This is a genomic window from Mycobacterium sp., assembly GCF_049683355.1.
In the GTDB taxonomy this organism is placed as follows: domain Bacteria; phylum Actinomycetota; class Actinomycetes; order Mycobacteriales; family Mycobacteriaceae; genus Mycobacterium.
In genome coordinates, this window is sequence record NZ_JBAUJB010000466.1 from 1 (window position 1) to 21,753 (window position 21,753).

Consider the following 21,753-nt stretch of genomic DNA (forward strand, 5'->3'; position numbering starts at 1 on the left):
GTGTCGGGTCGTCTACGTCGTCGACGAGCCCGACCGCCGCGGTTTCGCCTACGGGACGCTTCCCGGCCACGCTGAATCCGGTGAGGAACTGTTCCTGGTCCGTTACGACCCGGCCACCGACACCGTCATCGCCGAGGTGATCGCGTTTTCGCGGCATGCGACGTGGTGGAGCCGGTTGGGGTCCCCGGTCACGTCACTGGTGCAGCGCCGTGTCACCGATCGCTACCTCCGCGCCCTGTGATCGGCCGCCGCGCGGTCACAGACTCGAAATCGTCATGCATGGGGCCGTTTGCGGTGGTCACAGGTAGCCTGAACACCGAAAAGGTGGCTAGATACCAAACGGACGGTGACGGTGAACGATAAAGCCGGGTTGGAGGCTGCGCATCTGCGTGTCGCTGAGCTGGTGCAGGGGCTGCACAGCAGGCCAGACACCGATTCCGAGACCGTGTTGGCGGAGCTGGCCGAACATGCCGCCGTGGAGATCCCAGGGGCGCAGTACGCCGGGATCACGCTGACCCGCAGTGCCAAGAAAGTCGACACTCCGGCGGCATCGCACCACTGGCCGCTGCTTCTCGACAAGATCCAGGAACGCCATCAGGAAGGCCCCTGCCTGACGGCGGCGTGGGACGAGAAGATCATCCACGTCGTCGACCTCGAGAAGGACGAACGCTTCCCGAAGTACCGCCGTGATGCGTTGGCCGAGACCCCCATCCGGTCGATCATGGCGTTCCAGATGTTCATCGCCGGCGAGACGGTCGGCGCCTTGAACGTCTTCTCCGAGCAACCCGGCGCCTTCACCGCCGACTCGCGTGACCTGGGCCGGGTCTTCGCGGCGCACTCGTCGGTGGCATGGAACTCGGCGCGACGCGACGAGCAGTTCCGCCGGGCGTTGTCCAGCCGCGACATCATCGGCCAGGCCAAGGGCATGATCATGGAGCGCTACGGCGTGAACGCCGTCCAGGCCTTCGAACTGTTGCGCAAGCTGTCACAGGATTCGAACGTGCCATTGATCAAGGTCGCCACCAACCTGGTCGAGGACGCGCAGTCCTCGGTGGACTAGTCGGCCGAGTGCGCGCAGTGGTGTTGCCGGGCAGCTGAGCACTGCAGGCGCGCTGACGCCTGGTCGCCCGCCGGTTGAGGACTATTGGCCCTGTCGGGTCCAGCTGAGTTCGGGCAATGCTGGCAGTGCACCGAACGGAGGCCCGATGCCCGCGACACACCCTCGCTGCGAGGTGATCGTCGACGCGCTGCAGCTGGCCTGCAGGGCACCTTCACTGCACAACAGTCAGCCGTGGCGCTGGATTGCCACCGACAACACCGTCGAACTGTTCGCCGACCCGGCGCGCCTGGTGCGGTCGGCCGACTCGACCGGCAGAGAAGCCCTCATCAGCTGCGGCGCCGTGCTTGATCATTTCCGCGTGGCGATGTCCGCCTCCGGATGGGAGGCTGCGGTGCAACGCTTTCCCGACCCGGCCGACCCCCTGCACCTCGCGACGATCGAGTTCACCCCAGCGGCGGTCTCGGACCAGCACAGGCGCCGAGCCGATGCGATCCTGCTGAGGCGCAGCGACCGGCTCCCGCTGGGTCCGCCGCCGGGCTGGGAGGAACTGGCAGGCACTTTCGAGGAGCACACGGTATGCGGCGGGATCCGGGTGGACGTCGTCGCCGACGAGTTCCGCAGCTCCGTGGCCGAGGCTTCCGATCTGGTCGAGGCACTGCGTGTCTACGACGCCGAGTACCATTCCGAGTTGTCCTGGTGGACTGCCGGTTTCGTGACCCATGAGGGCATCCCGCGGAGTTCTTTGATCTCGGCGGCCGAAAGCGACCGCGTCGATGTCGGAAGAACGTTTCCCGTTGTCGTGCAGGCCGAGCGCCGTACCGAAGTCGACCACGACCAGTCGAAGATCCTGGCGATATCGACCGAGGAGGACTCCAGCAGGAGCGTATTGCACTGTGGTGAAGTGCTTTCCGCAGTCCTGCTGGATGCTGCGGCAGCGGGGTTGTCCACGTGCACGTTCAGCCACATCACCGAGGTACCGACGGGTCGCGACATCATCGCCTCACTCCTCCCGGGCGGCGGCATCCCGCAAGCACTTGTGCGGGTGGGCCTCGCGCCGTCGTTGGACGCCACACCTCCCCCGACTCCGCGCCGCCCGGTTGAACAGGTACTTCAAATGCGCAGGGGGCCAGAGTGATGGATCAGAGCCGAACGTCCGGTGTCGTGGTCGGCGTCGACGGCTCCGCGGCTGCGGTTGAGGCCGCCCTGTGGGCGATCGACGAAGCGATCGCGCTCAGTGTCCCGTTGCGATTGGTCCACGTGATCGAACCGACCGAGCAGACGACGATCGCTGTGCACGAACAAGCCCACCGAGTCGCAACGGCCGAGGCCGCGGTGCGCTCGGCGCTTGCTGCGGTCGAGGCGACCGAGCGTCCGGTCAAGGCCGACACGGAGATCCTCGAGGGGCGACCGGTCGAGGCGCTGCTGGGAGCGGCCCAATCCGCGGTGCTGCTGTGTGTGGGGGCGCGAGGCCTCAAGCACGCCACCCGCGGGCGCATCGGGTCCACGGCGGCAGCGCTGTCGGCTGCCGCCCGCTGCCCGGTGGCGATCGTGCGGACGCATCGTCCCCACGACAGCGCCACCGACCGCGCGGTGGTCATCGAGATCGGCGACGCGGCCGAGGGCGACGCGGTGCTGCAGCGCGGCCTCGATGAAGCACGGCGGCGCCAGGCTTCAGTCCGGGTCCTGGCGCCCGTCGGGGGCGATTCCGACACCCGGTCCCAGCGGCGGTTGGCCGAATGGCAGCACCGCTACCCCGATCTGGACATCACGTCGGTACCCAGCGGGGGCGACATCTTGGATTACCTCGCCGCACACGTCGACTCGATCCAACTCGTGGTCGCCGGTCGCGGACGAGCGGGTGGCGTCTCTGCGCTCGTCGGTCCGCCCGGCAACGCCGCGCTACGAGACAGCGACTGCTCGATACTGGTCTGTGAACCGCACAATGCACTGTGAACAGTGCCCGGAGAGGTGTGACATCGCAACATGGTGACCGTTTTCCTGGTCGACGACCACGAAGTCGTCAGGCGCGGCCTGATCGACCTGCTCAACAGCGACCCCGAACTCGATGTCGTCGGGGAAGCCGGTTCGGTGGGTGAAGCGCTGACACGGATCCCGGCGCTGCAACCCGACGTCGCCGTCCTCGACGTTCGACTGCCTGACGGCAACGGCATCGAACTGTGCCGCGATCTGCTCTCCCGGCTGCCCGAATTGCGCTGCCTGATGCTCACCTCGTTCACCTCGGATGAAGCCATGCTCGATGCGATCCTGGCCGGGGCCAGCGGGTACGTGGTCAAAGACATCAAGGGTATGGAACTGGCCAAGGCGATCAAGGAGGTCGGCGCCGGACGATCCCTTCTCGACAACCGTGCGGCGGCCGCGTTGATGGCCAGGCTCCGCGGGGAGGGTGATCGCTCCGATCCTCTTTCCGGTCTGACCGACCAGGAGCGGGTGCTCCTCGACCTGCTCGGTGAGGGTCTGACCAACAAACAGATCGCTGCGCGGATGTTCCTCGCGGAGAAGACGGTCAAGAACTACGTCTCGCGACTGCTGGCCAAACTCGGGATGGAACGTCGCACCCAGGCGGCGGTGTTCGTGTCCAGGCTCGACCGGCAGTACCACCCGGGTTCCGGGGGGCCGGCCTGAGAGGTCACCGGCTCACGGCAGCGGCGAGCCATCGAGTCGCGCAACGACCTCCGACAGTGCGCGGCGCGGCGTCGCAGGCAACGGATCAGCGTTGACCGGAGCCCACCCGATCCGAAGCAGCATCTGTGGATGTCCTTCGGCGCCGAAGACGTCGCTGCGCAGCACTTCCCGTGTCTCGGCGATCTCCAACGGCTCGGTGATCGGGCAGCTCGCCAAACCCAGCGCCGTGGCCGTCAGCAGCACAACGCTGGTCGCCTCACCGGCACGCAACCGGGACAACGGTTCGTCGTCGACCGTGCCGAGCGCAACGACGACGGCGTGTTCGTCCTCGGGCTCGGTGTTGGGGGCCTGTTCCAGCACACCGCCGGCGAACGTCCGCGTCGGAATCGGTCCAGTTCCGTCCGACCCGGGCACACTTTTTGCCGGCACCCCGGCCGTCGAGGCGTAACGACCACTCCAGGTGGCCAATTCGGCAAGGTATTCCTTGTCGGTGCCGTGCTGGAACGCGGCCTGGTTCACCACCCTCTTGAGTCCGTCGAGATCATCGACCCGACGCAGTATCACCCCGGCCCGGGCCGCCCGCGCACCCATCAGCGCGACGTCTCCCCGTGGTACCGGCCAGGGGCTGTAGTGGCGCCGGTCGGTGCGACGGCGCGGAATCGCCGCAGCCAGCGCCACGTCGAGATCGGCGGGTGGATAGGGATGCATCTGCAGGGCGGCGAGGTGGTCGGGCTCGTCCGGGTGGGGAAACCGATGGACTTTGGTCTGCCAGCCCAGTGCGGCCAACGCCACCACACAGTGATTCAACGCAGCCCCGCAGCTGAGCATGAGATCCCGGGCATCGGGATCGGTGTGAGGCAGCAGCAGTTCGCGGTTCGCGTAAAGGTGCAGGCTGTCATGACCCAGCCGCCACTGCCACGGCTGGGAGTTGTGCACCGACGGAGCACGGCCCGCCAGCGACAACGCAGACCGGATGGTGTCGAGGTCGGCAAAGTGACCGCTCATCGCGCCACCCCTTCGAAGTTGGTGTGCATCCAGGGTGCGCCACCGACGCAGTCAGCAAGAGGGCACAAAGACCTCTGATCAGCTTCCTATTGGCATGGCTCGGCAAACGTCAGCCACACAGCCGCGTCCGGGGGCAATACCCGGTCGACGCCCGGCGCTGACGACAGCACCACCGTTGCCACCTCCGGCAACCGGGCGTCGGTGTCACCGGTGTTGACCCAGCACTGGGCGCCACCACGTTCGAACGCCGCCACCTGTGGGGCGACGTTCAGCCACTTGACGTCGCCGGCATCGCGCCACAGCGAGTGGCGCAACCGCAGTGCCGCGCGGTACAGGTTGAGCGTGGAGTCAGGATCACGGTCCTGCGCCTCGACGCTGTGCTCTGCCCAGTGCGCCGGCTGGGGCAGCCACGTCGCGGCGCCCTCGGCGGTCGCGAATCCGTAGGGCACCGATGTCTCGGTCCACGGCAACGGGATTCGGCACCCGTCACGGCCGACGTCGGTGAAACCGGACTGGGCCCAGGTCGGATCCTGGCGCACCTCGTCGGGCAGGTCCTCGATCTCCTCGAGCGCCAGCTCTTCACCCTGGTACACGTACGCGGTGCCGGGCAGGGCAAGTTGCAGCAGGGCCGCCGCGCGGGCACGTCTGCGCCCCAGGACGTGGTCAGGATCCTCATCACCCCACCGCCCGCGCTCCCAGTCCGTTCCGACCAGGTGTGTGGGCTGCGAGCGGGAGAACCGCGTCACCGTTCGGGTCACATCGTGGTTGGACAGCACCCAGGTCGGCGGGGCACCGACCGTGGCCGCGGCGGCGATGGCGTCGTCGACGACAGCACGTAGCAACTCGGCCCGCCACGGCGCGCGCAGGAAGTCGAACTGGAAGGCGGTGTGCAGCTCGTCAGGCCGCAGGTAGCGGGCCAGCCGCTCATTGCTGGGAACCCAGGCTTCGGCGATGAAGATCCGCTCCGGCGCAAAGCGTTCGGCCACCGACCGCCATCCCCGGTAGACGTCGTGCACGCCGTCCTGGTCCCAGGCGGGGTGTCCCTCGCGGTGCTCGACGAGGGTCTGCGAGGTGTCGGCGACGCCACCCTCGTCGGGCAGCCCCGGTTCTTTGACCAAGCCGTGCGCCACGTCGATGCGGAAGCCGTCGACGCCGCGGTCGAACCAGAACGCCAGGATGTCCTCGAATTCGCGACGAACCTCGTCGTTGTCCCAGTTGAGGTCGGGCTGGCCGGGGGCGAACAGATGCAGGTACCACAGGGAGCCCGGATCGTCGCCGATTCGTGTCCATGCCGGCCCACCGAACACGCTCTGCCAGTTGTTGGGCGGCAGATCGCCGGCGGTACCCCGACCGGGCCGAAAATGGTAGCGCTGCCGGGCGCCGGGTTCATCGGCGAGCGCCGCACGGAACCACGCATGCTCATCGGAGGTGTGGTTGGGCACGATGTCGAGCAGCACCCGCAGCCCCAGCGCATGCGCCTCGGCGATCAGCGCCTGCGCCTCGTCCAACGTGCCGTAGGAAGGTTCGATGTCGCGGTAGTCGGCGACGTCGTAGCCCGCGTCGGCCATCGGTGAGGGATACCAGGGATTGATCCAGATGGCATCGACACCCAACTGCGACAGGTAGGGCAGCCGAGCGCGCATCCCGGCGACATCACCGATGCCGTCGCCGTTGCCGTCGGCGAAGCTGCGGATGTAGACCTGGTAGACGACGGCGGTCTGCCACCACGACGGGACTGCGACGGGCACGGTTCTCCTCGGGTTCCTTGCGTAAGCGTTTACGTCTCTAGCGTCCCGATCGACGCCTATATTGTCAATCGGCACCGCGGATACGTAAGTACTTACGTTGCGCTATCGTCGGGTGCGATGATCCCGAAACAAGCGGTCAACATGACCGACGTCGCACAGCGGTCCGGCGTCTCGATCGCCTCGGTGTCGCGGGCGCTTCGGGGCGAGAGCGGCGTCTCCCCCGCCACTCGGGAGCGAATCCTCACGGCGGCGCGCGAACTGGCCTATGTGGTCTCGCCCGAAGCGTCACGACTGTCCGGCGGGCCCACGGGCCGCGTCGGCGTCGTGGTGCCCCGTGTCGACGCGTGGTTCTACTCGACCGTGCTCGCCGGGATCGCCGGCGAATTCGACGCGGTGGGGGTGGATCTGGTGCTCTGCGCGCTGCCCGATCATCCGGCGCGCCACCGGTTCTTCGAAGCACTTCCGTTGCGCCGCAAGGTCGACGCGGTGGTCGTCGTCTCCGTCCCGTTGACCACCCGCGAGCGCACCCGGCTCACCCAGCTGGGACTTCCCACGGTATTCGTCGGCGGGCACCACCCCCACGACGGTCAGCCGTGGGTCGGCATCGACGACGAGCTGGCCGCACAACAAGCCGTCGGGCACCTGCTGCGCATCGGCCACCGCGACATCGCGATGATCCAGGCCGGCGACGACGAGGGAATCCCCTGGGCCACCAACGAGGCCCGGATCCGCGGGTTTCACCGGGTGGTCAGCGAGGCTGGCTTGGGCGACTCGACCGTGGTGACCGTGGAATGGGGTATCGACGGCGGGGCGCGGGGCATGGAAACCCTGCTGAGCCGCCCGGAGCTGCCCTCCGCGGTCTTCTGCCACTCCGACGAGATCGCGCTGGGCGCGCTGCGCACCCTGCGGAGATCAGGAATCTCTGTCCCGCACCAAATCTCGGTGATCGGGGTCGATGACCACCCGTCGGCTGACCTGAGCGACCTGACGACGGTCGCGCAACCGGTCTGCCAACAGGGGCAGATCGCAGCGCGTCAGGTGCTCGCACACCTCGATCCCGACGCCGTGCAGGCGCCTGCGGAGGTGACGACGCTCCCTACCCGGCTGGTCGTCCGCGGATCCACCGCCCCGCCGCGTTGAGACCACTGTCCCATCAACGTTGTGAACTGTGACACACTCGTCGCGTACCGAATGTGCTGCCCTGGCCCTCATCCGGACTCGGGCGTCGTTGCAGGCTTCTTGGACGAGGACGTGATGAAGAGAATTCAGTTCGCCCGGGGGCGACGCCGTCGGGCAATCGCCCTGGCCAGCGCGCCTCTGGTGGCGGCAACACTGTTGTCCGGGTGCGGCAGTCAGGGAGGCCCGCCGACATTGACGTGGTACATCCTGCCCGACAACGGTGGCTCCGTGGCGCGGGCCCAGGAATGCGCGGACGCCTCAGGGGGCGCCTACCAGGTGCGTATCGAGTCGCTGCCCAGCACCGCCACCGCCCAGCGCGAGCAGATGGTTCGCCGCCTGGCCGCCGGTGATTCCTCCATTGATCTGGTGAGCATGGACGTGGTGTTCACCGCCGAATTCGCCAACGCCGGCTTCCTTCGTCCGTACACCGGCGAGGAGGCCAGCCGGCTCACCGCCGGAATGCTGCCCGCCCCCATCGAGACGGGTATGTGGAAGGACACGCTCTACGGGGCGCCCTACAAGTCCAACGCCCAATTACTCTGGTACCGCAAGTCCGCCGCGGCCGCCGCCGGGGTCGATCCCGCCTCACCGACGTTCACGTGGGACGAGATGCTCAAAGCAGCTGTCGGCCAACAGAAGAAGGTCGCCGTTCAGGCGCAGCGCTACGAGGGTTACACGGTGTTGATCAACGCGCTGGTGCTCTCCGGCGGTGGTGCGCTGTTGGAGGACGTCGAGGCAGGCCGCGACGCCAAGCCCTCGCTGGCCAGCCCGGCCGGAGAGAAAGCCGCCGAGATCGTCGGCAGCCTGGGACGGTCTCCCGCGGCACCCGCCGACCTGTCGAATGCGTCGGAGGAACAGGCCCGAGCCAACTTCCAGTCCGAACAGGGCATGTTCATGGTCAACTGGCCCTACGTCCTGGCCGCGGCCCGCAGCGCAGCCGAGGAGGGCACGCTGCCACAAGAGGTGGTCGACGACATCGGCTGGGCCCGGTACCCCAGAGTGTCTGCTGACCGCCCCAGCGCCCCGCCACTGGGCGGCGCAAACCTCGGCATCGGCGCGTTCACCGAGCACCCGGATCTGGCCTTGGCTCTGGTCGAGTGCATCAACGCCGAACCGAAGGCCACCCAGTACATGCTCGACGAGAGCGAGCCGTCGCCATACGCGGCGTCGTACGACAACCCGGACATCCGCGCCGAATACGCCAACGCCGACCTGATCCGCGAATCCATCGCCGAGGGCGGGCCCCGGCCCCAGACGCCGTTCTATACCGACATCTCGGGCGCAATTCAGAAGACATGGCACCCGCCGGCCTCGGTGACGGCTGAAACACCGGAAAGGACAGACGAGTTCATGGCTGACGTGCTGGCGGGGAGGCGGCTGCTGTGACGGCCGTTCAGGATGCCCCGATCCAGAAGGATCCCGGCAAGGGCGCAGCCAGTGAGCGTGTCAAGGGCGAGCGCCGGCTCGGCTTCTACCTGACCCTTCCGTCGTATGTGGTGATGCTGTTGGTCACCGCGTACCCGCTGGGCTACGCACTGGTGTTGTCGCTGTACAACTTCCGCCTCACCGATCCTGGTGGCCGCAGCTTTGTCGGGTTGAGTAACTACCTGGTGATCATCACCGACCCGCTGTGGTGGAACGACTTCGTCACCACGCTGGCGATCACGGTGGTCACGGTGGCGGTGGAACTCGTGCTCGGGTTCTGGTTCGCCTTCGTGATGCTGCGCATCGTCCGGGGCCGCGGACCGCTGCGCACCGCGATCCTCATCCCGTACGGCATCGTCACCGTCGTGTCGGCGTTCATCTGGCGCTACGCCTTCGCCATCGACTCCGGGTTCGTCAACCAGTGGTTCAACCTGTCGGGTTTCGACTGGTTCGGCGACCGGTGGTCGGCCATCTTCGTCATCTGCCTCTCGGAGATCTGGAAGACCACACCGTTCATCTCGCTGCTGCTGCTGGCCGGTCTGGTGCAGGTCCCCGAGGACATGCAGGAGGCCGCCAAGGTGGACGGCGCCACCGCATGGCAGCGCCTGTGGAAGATCACGCTGCCGAACATGAAGGCCGCGATCATGGTGGCGCTGCTGTTCCGCACCCTGGACGCGTGGCGGATCTTCGACAACCCCTACGTGATGACCGCAGGCGCGAACAACACTGAGACGATCTCCTTCCTTGCCTATCGGCAGAACGTCACGTTGGTGAATCTCGGTATGGGGTCGGCCGTCTCGGTGCTGTTGTTCCTGTCGGTGGTGCTCATCGCCTGGATCTTCATCAAGATCTTCAAAACCGACCTCTCGCAAGTCAGGGGTGACCAGTGACCAAGAGCACCAAGTGGTGGACGATCGCAGGCATCGTCATCGTCATCTACAGCTTCGCGCCGATGCTGTGGATGATCAGCCTGGCCTTCAAGCCACCCTCGGACATCGTCTCGGGCAATCCGACGTTCCTGCCGAGCACGTTCACCCTCGACAACTTCGCCCAGATCTTCAGCAACCCGCTGTTCACCAGGGCGCTGATCAACTCGATGGGCATCGCGGTGATCGCCACGGGAATCTCGGTCGTCATCGCGATGTTCGCGGCGTATGCCATCGCCCGCCTGGAGTTCCGGGGCAAGAAGGTGTTGCTGTCGCTGGCCCTGGGCATCGCGATGTTCCCTCAGGCAGCTCTGGTCGGCCCACTGTTCGACATGTGGCGCGGACTCGGGATCTACGACACCTGGCTGGGTCTGATCATCCCGTATCTGACGTTCGCTCTGCCGCTGTCGATATGGACGATGTCGGCGTTCTTCCGCCAGATCCCCTGGGAGATGGAGCATGCCGCGCAGGTGGACGGCGCCACCTCGTGGCAGGCCTTCCGCAAGGTGATCGTGCCGTTGGCGGCGCCGGGGGTGTTCACCACGGCCATCCTGACGTTCTTCTTCTGCTGGAACGACTTCCTGTTCGCCATCTCGCTGACGTCGACCGACAGCGCCCGCACGGTGCCGGCGGCGTTGGCGTTCTTCCAGGGTGCGTCGTACTTCGAGTCGCCGGTGCCCTACATCATGGCCGCGTCGGTGATCGTCACGATTCCCGTCGTCATCTTGGTCCTCGTCTTCCAACGGCGCATCGTCGCCGGCCTGACTTCCGGAGCAGTGAAGGGATAACCCATGGCAGCAATCACGATGCGCAACATCGTCAAGAAATACGACGACGGCTTCCCGGCCGTCAACGACGTCAGCCTCGACATCGCCGACGGCGAGTTCGTGATCCTCGTCGGGCCGTCCGGATGCGGGAAGTCCACGCTGCTGCGGATGATCGTCGGCCTGGAGGACATCACGTCCGGCGACATGCTGATCGGTGACACCCGTGTCAACGACAAGGCCCCACGCGACCGCAACCTGGCGATGGTGTTCCAGAACTACGCGCTGTACCCGCACCTGACGGTCTTCGAGAACATCGCGTTCCCGCTTCGGCTGTCCGGCAAGCACTCCGACGACGAGATCCGCAAGCTGGTCACCGAAGCAGCCGACACCCTCGAACTCGGTGAGCACCTTGATCGCAAGCCGGCCAATCTGTCCGGCGGCCAGCGCCAGCGGGTGGCGATGGGACGGGCGATCGTGCGCCAGGCCGACGCGTTCCTCTTCGACGAGCCGTTGAGCAACCTCGATGCCAAGCTGCGCGGCCAGATGCGCACCGAGATCCTGCGGCTGCAGCGCCGCCTCGGTGTCACAACGGTGTACGTCACCCACGACCAGACCGAGGCCATGACCCTCGGCGACCGGGTCGCGGTGCTGAAAAAGGGCATCATGCAACAGGTCGCCAGCCCGCGCGAGCTCTACGACCAGCCGGTCAACCTCTTCGTCGCCGGCTTCATCGGGTCGCCCCCGATGAACTTCGTGCCCGCGAAGGTGGAGGGCAACGAGATCGAGTTGCCGTTCGCGAGGATCCCGCTGCGCGACGAGTGGCGCGGGGTCGTGGAGGACGGGAAGGTCTACATCGCCGGGATCCGTCCCGGCGCGTTCGAGGATGCCGAGTTCGTCGACACCGACAAGCGCTCGCGCGGAGTCACTTTTGATGTCGAGATCGACGTGACCGAATGGCTGGGCAACGAGCAGTACGCGTTCGTGCCCTTCGAGGCCACCGCAGAGATCTCCGGGCAGCTCGCCGAACTCGCCAGCGAGCTCGACAGTGAGCAACTGCGCACGCAGATCTGTGTGGAGCTGGACCCGCTGAGCCGGGTGCGTTCGGGCGACAAGGCCACCCTGTGGCTCGACGACGAGCGGCTGCACCTGTTCGACCCGCAGACGGGAGACAACCTCACCCGCGTCACCCCCGAGCGTGCGCGTGAGGAGCCTGCGTCCGAATCGCGAGGGCGGCACGCAGCCTCCAACGGCTGAGCTGCGGAGCCCTACTGCGATGGCGGCTCCCGAGCTGCGACTTCGGGCACCGTGTCCGGGACTGCTCGCGCTGCCGTGGGACCGTCCGCTGGCGGACTGGAAAGCACCGGAGGTGCCACTGCGCGAGATCGCGGTGGGACCGAGCAGGCACCTGGTCAAGTTCGTCGACTCCGACGGCGAGTTGTGGGCGCTCAAGGAGCTCCCCCCGCGGATAGCGGCACGCGAGTACGACGTGTTGCGCCGCCTCGAGGAGATGTCCCTGAACTCCGTGCGGCCCGCGGGGCTGATGTTCCAGCCGGACTTCGACACCGCGATCCTGCTGACCCGCTACCTGGTCGGATCATGGCAGTACCGGCGGCTGTTCATGCGGTTGCCCGCCGACGCACCCAAACACCGGGCTCGGTTGTTCGACGCCATGGCCACGCTGCTCGTCGAACTCCACCACCACGGGGTTTTCTGGGGTGACTGTTCGCTGGCCAACACGCTGTTCTCCCGCGACGGCCAGGTGCTGCAGGCGTTCCTCGTCGACGCCGAGACCAGCGAGGTGCACCCCCGGCTGTCCGACGGGCAGCGCACGCACGACATCGACATCACCGTGGAGAACGTCGCGGCCGGCCTGTTGGATGTGGCCGCGAAGCTCGAAAAGCCGGAGCTGGAGCCGGGTTTCATCAACGAAGCGCTCGAAATCAGGACGCGCTATCAGCGGCTGTGGGAGCTGCTGCACTCCGAGCCGACTTTCGGTTTCGCCGATCGGTACCGGGTGGAGGGAACCATCCGCAGGCTCAACGAGCTCGGTTTCGCCGTCGACGAAGTGTCAATGCAGCCGGTCGCCGATGACCCGACAGGGGCGACCGACCAGGTCCGGCTGCACGTGGCGGTCGGCGACCGCCGCTACCACGCCACGCAGCTGCAGCGGCTGACCGGTCTCGACGTCGGCGAAGGGCAGGCGCGCATCCTGCTCGGTGATCTGCAGGCCTATCAGGGGCAGCTCTGCCGCGAGGCCGGTCACGATGTCGACGAACGCACCGCCGCGCAGTTGTGGGTGATGGAGGTGGCCACGCCGACCATGCACCGCGCGCATGCTGCGGTCGGCGGTGCCGGAACGCCGATCCAGGCGTATTGCGACCTGCTGGAGGTGCGCTGGTTGCTCTCCGAGCAGGCCGGCCGCGACGTGGGTACCGAACGCGCCCTGCAGGCCCTGACCCGCAACGTGGTGCCGTCGGAGTCGGCCGCGCAGCTGATGGTGGTCGAGACCCCGACCGAGCCGTTCTCGGTGCTGGACGACGACGATTAGACCCTGCCTCAGCCCGATAGTTCCGCGGATACGGATAGAATGACTCATTCTGTGTGTATTTGCGGAAGGAGGGTGCGATGGTGCCGGCGATCCGGATCAAAGAGGCCGCTGCGCTGCTCGGGGTCAGCGACGACACGGTGCGGCGCTGGATCGACTCCGGCGACCTGACCTCGCAGAAAGACGAAGCCGGCCGCAAGGTGATCGCCGGCGGCGTGCTGGCCGGGTTCGCGCGCGAGCACGCTTCACCGCTCCCCGACCTCCTGGGTGTCGGCAGCTCCGCGCGCAACCGGTTCGTCGGCCTGGTCACGAAGGTGACCGCGGACCGGGTGATGGCCGAAGTGCAGATGCAGTGCGGTCCGTTCACCGTCGTGTCCCTGATGAGCGCCGAGTCGGCAACCCAGCTCGGCCTCGAGCCCGGCGTGGTCGCGGAGGCGGTGGTCAAGGCGACCACGGTGATCATCGAGACACCGGCGGGCAGATCGTGAGAGCTGCCGTCGGGCTGGCCACCGTGCTGTGCGCCGCGGCCACCGGAGTCGGCTGTTCGTCGTCACCGGGCGGCACCTCCGACGAGATCGTCGTCTTCGCCGCGGCGTCACTGAAATCCACGTTCACCGAGCTGGGCAGTCGGTTCGAAACCGACCACCCCGCAACGACGGTGACGTTCAACTTCGCCGGTTCCTCCGATCTCGTCGCGCAGCTCATCCAGGGCGCCCCTGCCGACGTGTTCGCCTCCGCCGACACGAACAACATGACCAAGGCGGTCGACGCGGGCCTGTTGTCCGGTGCTCCCGCCGTGTTCGCCACCAACACGTTGACCATCGTCACGCCGCCCGGAAACCCGACCGGCATCAGCTCTTTCGGCGATCTGGCCCGTCCTGGAACACAGCTGGTGGTATGCGCACCGCAGGTGCCGTGTGGAGCGGCGACCGAGAGGGTCGAGAAAGCCACCGGGGTAACCCTGTCTCCGGTGAGTGAAGAGTCCGCCGTCACCGACGTGTTGGGCAAGGTCACCTCCGGGCAGGCGGACGCAGGGCTGGTGTACATCACCGACGCCGCCGTCGCCGGTGACGCGGTGATCTCGGTCCCGTTCCCCGAGTCCGCGGGTGCGGTGAACCACTATCCGGTCGCGCTGCTCACCGACTCGTCGCGTTCGGAAGCGGCGCAGGACTTCATCGACCTGGTGACCGGCCCACAGGGTCGGCAAGTCCTGGCGGCGGCGGGGTTCGCCGCACCGTGACCACGCCCCGCCGGACAGACGGCCTGGTCCAGGTCGGACTTCCGGCATGGATCTACGTGCCTGCGCTGGCTGGCGCGGTGTTCGTGATCACGCCGCTGGTCGCCATCCTCCTCACGATCGACTGGGCCCACTTCATCCCGTTGATCACGTCCGAATCCTCGCGGGCCGCACTGATTCTGAGCTTGAAGACGGCGACGGCGAGCACCGTGGTGTGCGTGCTCGTCGGAGTTCCGATGGCGCTTGTGTTGGCCCGTGGCCGATTGCGCGGCCAGGCGGTGCTGCGCGCCCTGGTGCTGCTGCCGCTGGTGCTGCCGCCGGTGGTCGGCGGCATCGCCCTGCTGTACACCTTCGGCCGGCAGGGGCTGATCGGGCAGCACCTGGAAGTCCTCGGAATCCAGATCGCCTTCTCCACCACCGCGGTGGTGCTGGCCCAGTCCTTCGTGTCGCTGCCTTTTCTGGTCGTCAGCTTGGAAGGGGCGCTGCGCTCGGCAGGTTCGGGCTACGACAACATCGCCGCCACGCTGGGGGCCCGCCCCACCACGGTGTTGCGCACTGTGACCCTGCCGCTGGTGCTCCCCGGGTTGGTGTCGGGCGCAGTGCTGGCATTCGCCCGCTCACTGGGTGAATTCGGGGCAACGCTGACATTCGCCGGCTCACTGCAGGGCGTCACCCGGACGCTGCCTCTCGAGATCTACCTGCAACGCGAGACCGACGCCGACGCCGCCGTCGCACTGTCGCTGCTGCTGATCGCGGTGGCCGCAGTCATCGTCCTCGCGTCGGCCGGTCGCCGGCTGACGGGGTCGTTGTGAGCGGCGTGCATGTCCAGGCCGGCCTGCAGCGGCGGGGCGTCGATTTCGACCTGACGCTCGACGACGGTGAGGTGCTCGCGGTGTTGGGCCCCAACGGCGTCGGCAAGTCCACCCTGCTGCTGATGATCGCCGGGCTGCTGCGGCCCGACCGAGGTCGGATCGAACTCGGCGGCACCGTGGTGACCGACACCAGCACCGGGACCTTCGTGCCCGCCCACTCCCGCGGGGTCACCATGCTGTCGCAACAGGCGATGCTGTTCCCGCACATGAGCGTCGCCGCCAACGTCGGTTATCCGCTGCGCTGCCGTGGCGAGTCCCGTTCGGCCACACGGCGTGCGGTGCAGCACTGGCTGGAGGCCGTCGACGCCGTGGATTTGGCCGACCGGCGGCCCGCGCAGCTGTCAGGAGGTCAGGCGCAACGCATCGCGGTGGCCCGCGCCCTGGCGGCCGACCCCCGACTGCTCCTGCTCGACGAACCGATGGCGGCTCTCGACGTCACCGCCGCTCCGGCGTTGCGGCGGCTACTGCGCGAGGTCCTGCGCGACGGCCGCCGCACCGCGATCATCGTCACCCACGACCTGCTCGACGCCCTCGCCATCGCCGACAAGGTCGCCGTCGTCGAGGACGGACGGGTGGTCGAGACCGGACCGGTCCGCAGGGTGCTCTCCGCCCCCCGAAGCGACTTCGGCGCCCGCATCGCAGGCATCAACCTGATTCCCGGCGTCATGTCCCGGTCGGGCGCGCTGCGAACCGCTTGGGGTACCGACATCTCCGGGAGCGGCACCGTCACGCCGGGCGCCGCGGCCATCGCGCTGTTCCGGCCGAGCGCGGTGGCGGTGCACCTTTCCCTGCCACAGGGCAGCCCCCGCAACGCCCTTGCGGTGACGATCGCCGAACTCGACGTCCACGGCACAACCGTCCGGGTTCGTGGTGCCGATCAGCCCGACGGCGGCACCGGGTTGGCCGCGGACATCACCGCGGCATCGGCCGCCGACCTGGACCTTCAGCCAGGTCAGACGGTGTACTTCGTGGTGAAAACCCAGGAGGTGGGATTGCACTCCGCGCTGCCGGCGAACGCAGCCGAGGCGGCATCAGGCGTCCCCACTAGGTAAATTACTGACCACGTGCGCCCGGTGTACCCAGGCCACGGTTGTGTAGTCCCTGGTCAGTGAGGCGGTGAGCGTGTCCGGCATGGTGCGCGAAGCGGTGGCGTCCCCCGTGACGGCCGCCCCGCAGCTATCGACGCCTGCCGGTGGCCGCCGCGACGATCTCGACGGGCTCCGGGGTCTGGCGATCGCGCTGGTGGCGGTGTTCCACATCTGGTTCGGGCGGGTGTCCGGCGGTGTCGACGTCTTTCTGGTGCTGTCCGGATACTTCTTCGGGGGCATGGTGCTGCGCGGCGCACTGACACCCGGCTCGTCGTTGTCGCCGCTGCCGCATATCCGGCGCCTGGCCCGGCGCCTGCTTCCCGCGCTCGTCGTCGTCCTCGGTGTGTCGGCCGTGCTGACCGTGGTCGTGCAGCCGGAGACCCGCTGGGAGGCCTTCGCCGACCAGAGCCTGGCCAGCCTCGGCTACTACCAGAACTGGTATCTGGCCATCTCGTCCTCGGACTATCTGCGCGCGGGTGAGGCCATCAGCCCGCTGCAGCACATCTGGTCGATGTCGGTGCAAGGGCAGTTCTACATCGCCCTGCTGGCGCTGACGCTGCTGTTCACCTACGTGTTGCGGCCGATGCTCGGTGCACGCCTGAAACCCGTGCTCGCCGTCCTCCTGGCCGCCCTGACCGTCGCGTCGTTCGTGTTCGCGATCGTCCTCGGCTCCGAGAACCAGGCCGCGGCCTACTACAACAGCTTCGCCCGTGCATGGGAACTGCTGGTCGGGGTGCTCGCCGCGCTGTTCCTGTCGCGGCTGACGCTGCCGTTGTGGGCGCGCACGGCGGCGGCGACGGCCGGGATCGCGGCGATCCTGTCCTGCGGTGCGGTGATCGACGGAGCGCAGCAGTTCCCGGGTCCGTGGGCGCTGGTTCCCGTCGGAGCGACGCTGTTGGTGATCGCCGCGGGTTCGGCTCGCACCGGAACGCCGGTGCTGCCGCTGCGGATGCTGTCCGCGCGCCCGTTCCTGATGCTGGGCGCAGTCGCGTACTCGCTGTACCTCTGGCACTGGCCGGTGCTGATCTTCTGGCTGGTGCACACCGGCAGAAACGGTGTGGGGTTCCTCGAAGGGCTTGCCGTGCTGGGCGTTTCCGCTCTGCTGGCGTATCTGACCACCCAGTTCGTCGAGAATCCGCTGCGCTATCCACGCTCGCAGACCGCAACGCCGAATCTGGCGGCGCCACTGTGGGGTCGGCTGCTGCGGCCGACGCTGGCCCTCGGGTCGGCGGTGGCCCTGGTGGCGGTGGCGCTGACGGTGACCTCGTTCGGCTGGCGGGAACACGTCGTCCTGCAGCGGGCGAACGGACACGAACTCGCGAACCTGCCGGTGCGGGACTATCCGGGAGCGCGGGCCCTGATCGACGGGGTGCGGGTTCCCCATCTGCCGATGCGGCCCACCGCGCTGGAAGCCGACGACGACGTGCCGGCAAGTACCACCGACGGATGCATCAGTGACTTCCTCAACCCCGCAATCGTCAACTGCATCTACGGCGACCCGGACGCCACCCGCACCATCGCACTGGCCGGCGGCTCGCACGCCGAACACTGGATCACCGCCCTGCACCTGCTGGGAGTCCGGCACCATTTCCGGGTGGTCACCTATCTGAAGATGGGATGTGCGCTGACCACGGAGTTGGCGCCGACGATCGCCATCTCCGACAAGTCGTATCCGCAGTGCCACCACTGGAGCAAGAAGGCGACTGCCAAGCTGATCGGCGACCGCCCCGACTTCGTGTTCACGACCACAACGCGGCCCAATCTCGACGGCCCCGGCGATGTGGTTCCCGAGGGTTACCTGGGTATCTGGGACATGCTCTCTGCCAATGGAATCCGCATTCTCGGCATCCGGGACACCCCCTGGCTGATCCGCAACGGCAGGCTGCGCGACCCGGCCGATTGCCTGTCGCGCGGCGGCACCGCCGTCAGCTGCGGTGTGCCGCGCTCCGCCGGTCTGGCCGAGGTCAACCCGACGCTGGCGCTGGCCGCGCAGTATCCGCTGCTGCATCCTCTCGATCTCAGCGATGCGGTGTGCAACGCCGAACAGTGCCGGGTCGTCGAGGGAAACATACTGGTGTATCACGACGCCCACCACCTGTCCGCCACCTATATGCGCACTCTGGCCGACGAGCTCGATCGCCAGATCGCCGTGGCGACCGGGTGGTGGTGACGGCCCGAGGGGCAGCGCCACTGTTTCGCGGTCCGCATTCCCGGCAATGTGGAGGTCATGATCGGAACGTTGCGCACCGTTGTCGTCGACTGCACGAACCCCAGGGGACTCGCCGAGTTCTGGGTCGAGGTGATAGGCGGCAGCGTGACCGCCGAGGACGAAACCTGGGTGACGCTCGAAGACCCGGCTGGTCACCGACTGGCGTTTCAGCTCTCACCCGACCACGAGCCGCCGAAGTTCCCAGACCCGCGTGGCTCTCAACAGTTCCATCTCGACATCGAGGTCGACGACGTCGACCAGGCCGAACGCGACGTGCTCGCGCTGGGTGCCACCCGGGTGACCGACGCCGAGGGCGAGGACGACTTCCGGGTGTTCCGCGACCCTGCCGGGCACACGTTCTGCTTGGTGTTCAACATCCCGGACAGCTGAGCGTTCCAGCTGCCACCGTCGAAGCGCTCCGGTCCTCTTGGCAGGATTGAGCATGTGACAGAACCGCCGCCGTCGCCTTCCGAGGAGCAGGTCCCTGCACCGCCCGTTGCGGCCATGGGCCCCCGTACCGCGGCGGTGCTGGTGTTCGCGTCGTCCGCGGCGGTGCTGGTCGTCGAGATCGCCGCGCTGCGACTGCTGGCCCCCTACCTCGGCCTCACACTCGAGACGAGCACCCTGGTGATCGGCATCGCGCTGGCCGCGATCGCCCTCGGTTCATGGGCCGGCGGACGGGTCGCCGACAGCGTCGATCCGCGCCGGCTCATCGCGCCGGCACTGGCTGTCTCGGGGGTTGTCGTGGCGCTCAGCCCGGCGCTGGTGCGGATGGCGGCGGAGTGGGCACCGCCGCTGCTCATCCTGGTTGCGTCCCTGGCCATTCTGGTGCCGGGCGCCTTGCTTTCGGCGGTCACGCCGGTGGTGACAAAAATCCGGCTGTCCAACCTCGCCGAGACGGGGACGGTTGTCGGCAAGCTGTCGGGTGTGGGCACGGTGGGCGCCATCGCCGGCACCGTCGTCACCGGATTCGTGTTGATCTCGCGCCTGCCGGTCAGCGCCATCCTCGTGGGGCTGGGAGTCCTGCTGGTGACCGGTGCCGCCGCAGTCGAGTGGCGGACGAAGGGGTGGGTCCGGTCCCGAGCCGCCGCGCTGGTCGTTGCGTTGCTGGTCGGCGCGCTCGCCAGCACCGTCGCACCCGGGGGCTGCGACGCCGAAACCAAGTACCACTGCGCCCAGGTCGTCGCCGACCCGGACCGGGACAGCGGACGCATCCTGATGCTCGACGGACTACGCCACTCCTATGTCGACACCGCCGATCCCACCGTCTTGGAGTTCGACTACGTCCGCGCCATCGCCGCAGCGGTCGAGGCCATGTTCCCGGATCCGGGACCGCTCGCGGCGTACCACATCGGCGGCGGCGGACTCACCGTTCCCCGCTACCTCGCCAGTGTCCGGCCCGGAACCGACAGCCTGGTCTCGGAGATCGACGGCGGAGTGGTCGGGCTCGACCGCGACGAATTCGGCGACCTGGCGGGCACCGGGATCAACATCCGGGTCGAAGACGGCCGACTCGGCCTCGAGCGACTCGCCTCCGACAGCCGAGACCTGATCGTCGGCGACGCGTTCGGTGGCGTCAGTGTGCCCTGGCATCTGACGACGATGGAGGCGTTGACCGAGGTACGGCGGGTGCTCACCCACCGCGGTGTTTACGTCGCGAACCTGATCGATCACGGCGAACTGGAGTTCGTCCGCGCCGAAGTTGCCACTGCGACAGAGGTATTCGACCATGTCTCGGTGCTGGGCGAACCCGCCGATCTGAGCACGGACCCGACTTCCGCGCGCGGCGGCAACTTCGTGGTCGTCGCCGCCGACCGGGCAATCGACCTACAGGCCATTGGGGACGGGCTCGACGTGCAGGCCATCGGGTGGACGACGATCGCCGGTGTCCAGATGCACGACTGGATCGGATCGGCGCAGGTTCTGACCGATGACCACGCCCCCGTCGACCAGCTACTCGAGCCGTTCGGGGCCGGGCGGTGAATTACGCTTCGCCGACAGAAGTGGACCATCAGGCTGTGGCGACTGGTGGTGGTCCCGGCTGGTATCGAACCAGCGACCTTCCGCGTGTGAGGCGGACGCTCTCCCACTGAGCTACGAGACCGGAACTCGAACGAATCGAACGAGGCAGAAGACTAACACGCAGTGCGCTCGAACCCGGAATCCGTCAGGTGGCAATCTCCGGCAACACCGCGCCCATCAGGCATTTCACCGGTAGTGTCCGGGAAGCAGGCGCACTACGGCAAGCGTCGCAACTCTATTCGCAGACAGTCCTTCTGGCAGGAGCAACGACCGATGAAGCCTCTGGTGCTCGCCGCAGCGACGGTAGCCGCATTGTTCAGCGCCCCCACGGCCTCGGCCGACGTCGTGGGGTTCACCTCCCCGAGCGGCAACATCGGCTGCATCCTGGCCGAGGACCTGCTGCGCTGTGACATCGCCACCCGGGACTGGTCGCCTCCCTCACGCCCGTCCGACTGCCCGGACTTCACCGACTACGGGCAGGGCATCTCCCTCGGCCCCTACGGCCCCGCCAGCTTCGTCTGTGCCGGTGACACCGCGCTGGGCAGTGGCCCTGTCCTCGATTACGGCCAATTCCAGGCCGGGGGCGGCATGAGCTGCAACAGCGAACCGTCGGGAATGAGGTGCTCGAATTCCGACGGCCACGGATTCACGTTGTCGCAGCAGGCCTACACCCTGTTCTGATCGTCGACGCGCGTGCAGCGAGGGATTTGTGTACCCCTGACTGGGTGGACTATCGTTCTGCTTCGCGACGGGCGACGATCTCGCCCGTGGCGCGCGGACGTGGCGCAGTTGGTAGCGCACAACCTTGCCAAGGTTGGGGTCGCGGGTTCGAATCCCGTCGTCCGCTCGAAGGTGCAGTGGCATCAACCCCAGCGGTGGAGTGGCCGAGTGGTGAGGCAGCGGCCTGCAAAGCCGTGCACACGGGTTCGATTCCCGTCTCCACCTCCGAGTATGTACCGGCGCGATTAGCTCAGCGGGAGAGCGCTTCCCTGACACGGAAGAGGTCACTGGTTCAATCCCAGTATCG

21 protein-coding genes and 3 tRNA genes are annotated in these 21,753 nt (G+C 67.5%); 21 read left to right on the top strand and 3 right to left on the bottom strand.

The window, feature by feature from the left end; genetic code table 11:
• The 5 genes from WA944_RS26305 to dosR form a co-directional block, all read left to right on the top strand.
• Window positions 1-241, top strand: a 241-nt coding sequence (locus WA944_RS26305) for a DUF1990 family protein (RefSeq protein WP_526647499.1), incomplete at its 5' end; no start/stop codon positions are given.
• A gap of 111 nt (window positions 242-352) precedes the next feature.
• The gene (locus WA944_RS26310) at window positions 353-1,060 is read left to right on the top strand and encodes a GAF and ANTAR domain-containing protein (RefSeq protein ID WP_526371762.1); all 708 of its coding nucleotides are present in this window, start codon (window positions 353-355) and stop codon (window positions 1,058-1,060) included.
• Between the two features lie 145 nt (window positions 1,061-1,205).
• The gene (locus tag WA944_RS26315; protein ID WP_526371755.1) at window positions 1,206-2,195 is read left to right on the top strand and encodes an Acg family FMN-binding oxidoreductase; all 990 of its coding nucleotides are present in this window, start codon (window positions 1,206-1,208) and stop codon (window positions 2,193-2,195) included.
• The gene (locus tag WA944_RS26320; RefSeq protein WP_526610158.1) at window positions 2,195-3,013 is read left to right on the top strand and encodes a universal stress protein; all 819 of its coding nucleotides are present in this window, start codon (window positions 2,195-2,197) and stop codon (window positions 3,011-3,013) included. Before WA944_RS26315 ends, WA944_RS26320 begins: the two co-directional genes overlap by 1 nt.
• A 30-nt stretch (window positions 3,014-3,043) precedes the next feature.
• Window positions 3,044-3,703, top strand: a complete 660-nt coding sequence (dosR, locus tag WA944_RS26325; RefSeq protein WP_526374467.1) for a hypoxia response regulator transcription factor DosR/DevR — start codon at window positions 3,044-3,046, stop codon at window positions 3,701-3,703.
• A 12-nt stretch (window positions 3,704-3,715) separates the two neighbouring features.
• Here the strand turns inward: dosR and WA944_RS26330 are convergent, their stop codons facing one another.
• A complete protein-coding gene (locus WA944_RS26330) occupies window positions 3,716-4,708 on the bottom strand; it encodes an Acg family FMN-binding oxidoreductase (RefSeq protein WP_526374469.1) in 993 nt (330 codons plus the stop codon).
• Between the two features lie 86 nt (window positions 4,709-4,794).
• Window positions 4,795-6,456, bottom strand: coding sequence for a glycoside hydrolase family 13 protein (locus WA944_RS26335; RefSeq protein WP_526374471.1), 1,662 nt, complete (start codon window positions 6,454-6,456; stop codon window positions 4,795-4,797).
• 117 nt (window positions 6,457-6,573) lie between these two features.
• On the opposite strand from WA944_RS26335, the gene WA944_RS26340 reads away from it, so the two are divergent.
• From WA944_RS26340 to WA944_RS26400, 13 genes are all read left to right on the top strand, one after another.
• Window positions 6,574-7,596: a LacI family DNA-binding transcriptional regulator gene (locus WA944_RS26340; RefSeq protein WP_526374473.1), complete on the top strand. Its 1,023-nt coding sequence runs from the start codon at window positions 6,574-6,576 to the stop codon at window positions 7,594-7,596.
• A gap of 114 nt (window positions 7,597-7,710) precedes the next feature.
• Window positions 7,711-9,021: an extracellular solute-binding protein gene (locus WA944_RS26345; RefSeq protein WP_526374475.1), complete on the top strand. Its 1,311-nt coding sequence runs from the start codon at window positions 7,711-7,713 to the stop codon at window positions 9,019-9,021.
• On the top strand, window positions 9,018-9,950 hold the full coding sequence (locus WA944_RS26350) for a carbohydrate ABC transporter permease (protein WP_526374477.1): 933 nt from the start codon (window positions 9,018-9,020) through the stop codon (window positions 9,948-9,950). Before WA944_RS26345 ends, WA944_RS26350 begins: the two co-directional genes overlap by 4 nt.
• Window positions 9,947-10,774 (top strand): carbohydrate ABC transporter permease, encoded by an 828-nt coding sequence (locus tag WA944_RS26355; RefSeq protein WP_526374479.1) that lies wholly within the window; start codon window positions 9,947-9,949, stop codon window positions 10,772-10,774. Before WA944_RS26350 ends, WA944_RS26355 begins: the two co-directional genes overlap by 4 nt.
• A 3-nt stretch (window positions 10,775-10,777) precedes the next feature.
• Window positions 10,778-12,007 carry an ABC transporter ATP-binding protein gene (locus WA944_RS26360; protein WP_526374481.1) on the top strand — a complete coding sequence of 410 codons (1,230 nt, stop codon included), beginning with the start codon at window positions 10,778-10,780 and terminating at the stop codon, window positions 12,005-12,007.
• 19 nt (window positions 12,008-12,026) lie between these two features.
• A complete protein-coding gene (locus WA944_RS26365) occupies window positions 12,027-13,301 on the top strand; it encodes a DUF4032 domain-containing protein (RefSeq protein ID WP_526374483.1) in 1,275 nt (424 codons plus the stop codon).
• 80 nt (window positions 13,302-13,381) lie between these two features.
• Window positions 13,382-13,786: a TOBE domain-containing protein gene (locus WA944_RS26370; RefSeq protein ID WP_526374490.1), complete on the top strand. Its 405-nt coding sequence runs from the start codon at window positions 13,382-13,384 to the stop codon at window positions 13,784-13,786.
• Window positions 13,783-14,538 carry a molybdate ABC transporter substrate-binding protein gene (gene modA / locus WA944_RS26375; protein ID WP_526374484.1) on the top strand — a complete coding sequence of 252 codons (756 nt, stop codon included), beginning with the start codon at window positions 13,783-13,785 and terminating at the stop codon, window positions 14,536-14,538. The genes WA944_RS26370 and modA overlap by 4 nt, the downstream gene beginning before the upstream one ends.
• Window positions 14,535-15,347, top strand: coding sequence for an ABC transporter permease (locus WA944_RS26380; RefSeq protein WP_526374486.1), 813 nt, complete (start codon window positions 14,535-14,537; stop codon window positions 15,345-15,347). The genes modA and WA944_RS26380 overlap by 4 nt, the downstream gene beginning before the upstream one ends.
• Window positions 15,344-16,459 carry a sulfate/molybdate ABC transporter ATP-binding protein gene (locus WA944_RS26385; RefSeq protein ID WP_526610163.1) on the top strand — a complete coding sequence of 372 codons (1,116 nt, stop codon included), beginning with the start codon at window positions 15,344-15,346 and terminating at the stop codon, window positions 16,457-16,459. Before WA944_RS26380 ends, WA944_RS26385 begins: the two co-directional genes overlap by 4 nt.
• A 79-nt stretch (window positions 16,460-16,538) precedes the next feature.
• Window positions 16,539-18,665 (top strand): acyltransferase family protein, encoded by a 2,127-nt coding sequence (locus tag WA944_RS26390; RefSeq protein WP_526375478.1) that lies wholly within the window; start codon window positions 16,539-16,541, stop codon window positions 18,663-18,665.
• A 57-nt stretch (window positions 18,666-18,722) separates the two neighbouring features.
• Window positions 18,723-19,094 carry a VOC family protein gene (locus tag WA944_RS26395; RefSeq protein ID WP_526375472.1) on the top strand — a complete coding sequence of 124 codons (372 nt, stop codon included), beginning with the start codon at window positions 18,723-18,725 and terminating at the stop codon, window positions 19,092-19,094.
• A gap of 54 nt (window positions 19,095-19,148) precedes the next feature.
• A complete protein-coding gene (locus WA944_RS26400; RefSeq protein WP_526375474.1) occupies window positions 19,149-20,687 on the top strand; it encodes a fused MFS/spermidine synthase in 1,539 nt (512 codons plus the stop codon).
• 46 nt (window positions 20,688-20,733) lie between these two features.
• On the opposite strand, the gene WA944_RS26405 is transcribed toward WA944_RS26400, so the two are convergent.
• A tRNA-Val gene (locus WA944_RS26405) sits at window positions 20,734-20,808 on the bottom strand.
• Between the two features lie 191 nt (window positions 20,809-20,999).
• Between WA944_RS26405 and WA944_RS26410 the strand changes: the two genes are divergently transcribed.
• The 3 genes from WA944_RS26410 (at window position 21,000) to WA944_RS26420 (ending at window position 21,671) form a co-directional block, all read left to right on the top strand.
• On the top strand, window positions 21,000-21,407 hold the full coding sequence (locus WA944_RS26410) for a DUF6636 domain-containing protein (RefSeq protein ID WP_526375476.1): 408 nt from the start codon (window positions 21,000-21,002) through the stop codon (window positions 21,405-21,407).
• A gap of 93 nt (window positions 21,408-21,500) precedes the next feature.
• A tRNA-Gly gene (locus WA944_RS26415) sits at window positions 21,501-21,573 on the top strand.
• A gap of 27 nt (window positions 21,574-21,600) precedes the next feature.
• Window positions 21,601-21,671: transfer RNA gene (locus WA944_RS26420), tRNA-Cys, on the top strand.
• Window positions 21,672-21,753 lie beyond the last annotated feature (82 nt).

Bases quoted from the DNA above. Each gene is read 5' to 3' on its own strand.
- WA944_RS26315 (WP_526371755.1), top strand. From the start codon at position 1,206: ATGCCCGCGACACACCCTCGCTGCGAGGTGATCGTCGACGCGCTGCAG.
- WA944_RS26320 (WP_526610158.1), top strand. From the start codon at position 2,195: ATGGATCAGAGCCGAACGTCCGGTGTCGTGGTCGGCGTCGACGGCTCC.
- dosR (WP_526374467.1), top strand. From the start codon at position 3,044: ATGGTGACCGTTTTCCTGGTCGACGACCACGAAGTCGTCAGGCGCGGC.
- WA944_RS26330 (WP_526374469.1), bottom strand. From the start codon at position 4,708: ATGAGCGGTCACTTTGCCGACCTCGACACCATCCGGTCTGCGTTGTCG.
- WA944_RS26340 (WP_526374473.1), top strand. From the start codon at position 6,574: ATGATCCCGAAACAAGCGGTCAACATGACCGACGTCGCACAGCGGTCC.
- WA944_RS26345 (WP_526374475.1), top strand. From the start codon at position 7,711: ATGAAGAGAATTCAGTTCGCCCGGGGGCGACGCCGTCGGGCAATCGCC.
- WA944_RS26360 (WP_526374481.1), top strand. From the start codon at position 10,778: ATGGCAGCAATCACGATGCGCAACATCGTCAAGAAATACGACGACGGC.
- WA944_RS26365 (WP_526374483.1), top strand. From the start codon at position 12,027: ATGGCGGCTCCCGAGCTGCGACTTCGGGCACCGTGTCCGGGACTGCTC.
- WA944_RS26390 (WP_526375478.1), top strand. From the start codon at position 16,539: ATGGTGCGCGAAGCGGTGGCGTCCCCCGTGACGGCCGCCCCGCAGCTA.
- WA944_RS26395 (WP_526375472.1), top strand. From the start codon at position 18,723: ATGATCGGAACGTTGCGCACCGTTGTCGTCGACTGCACGAACCCCAGG.
- WA944_RS26410 (WP_526375476.1), top strand. From the start codon at position 21,000: ATGAAGCCTCTGGTGCTCGCCGCAGCGACGGTAGCCGCATTGTTCAGC.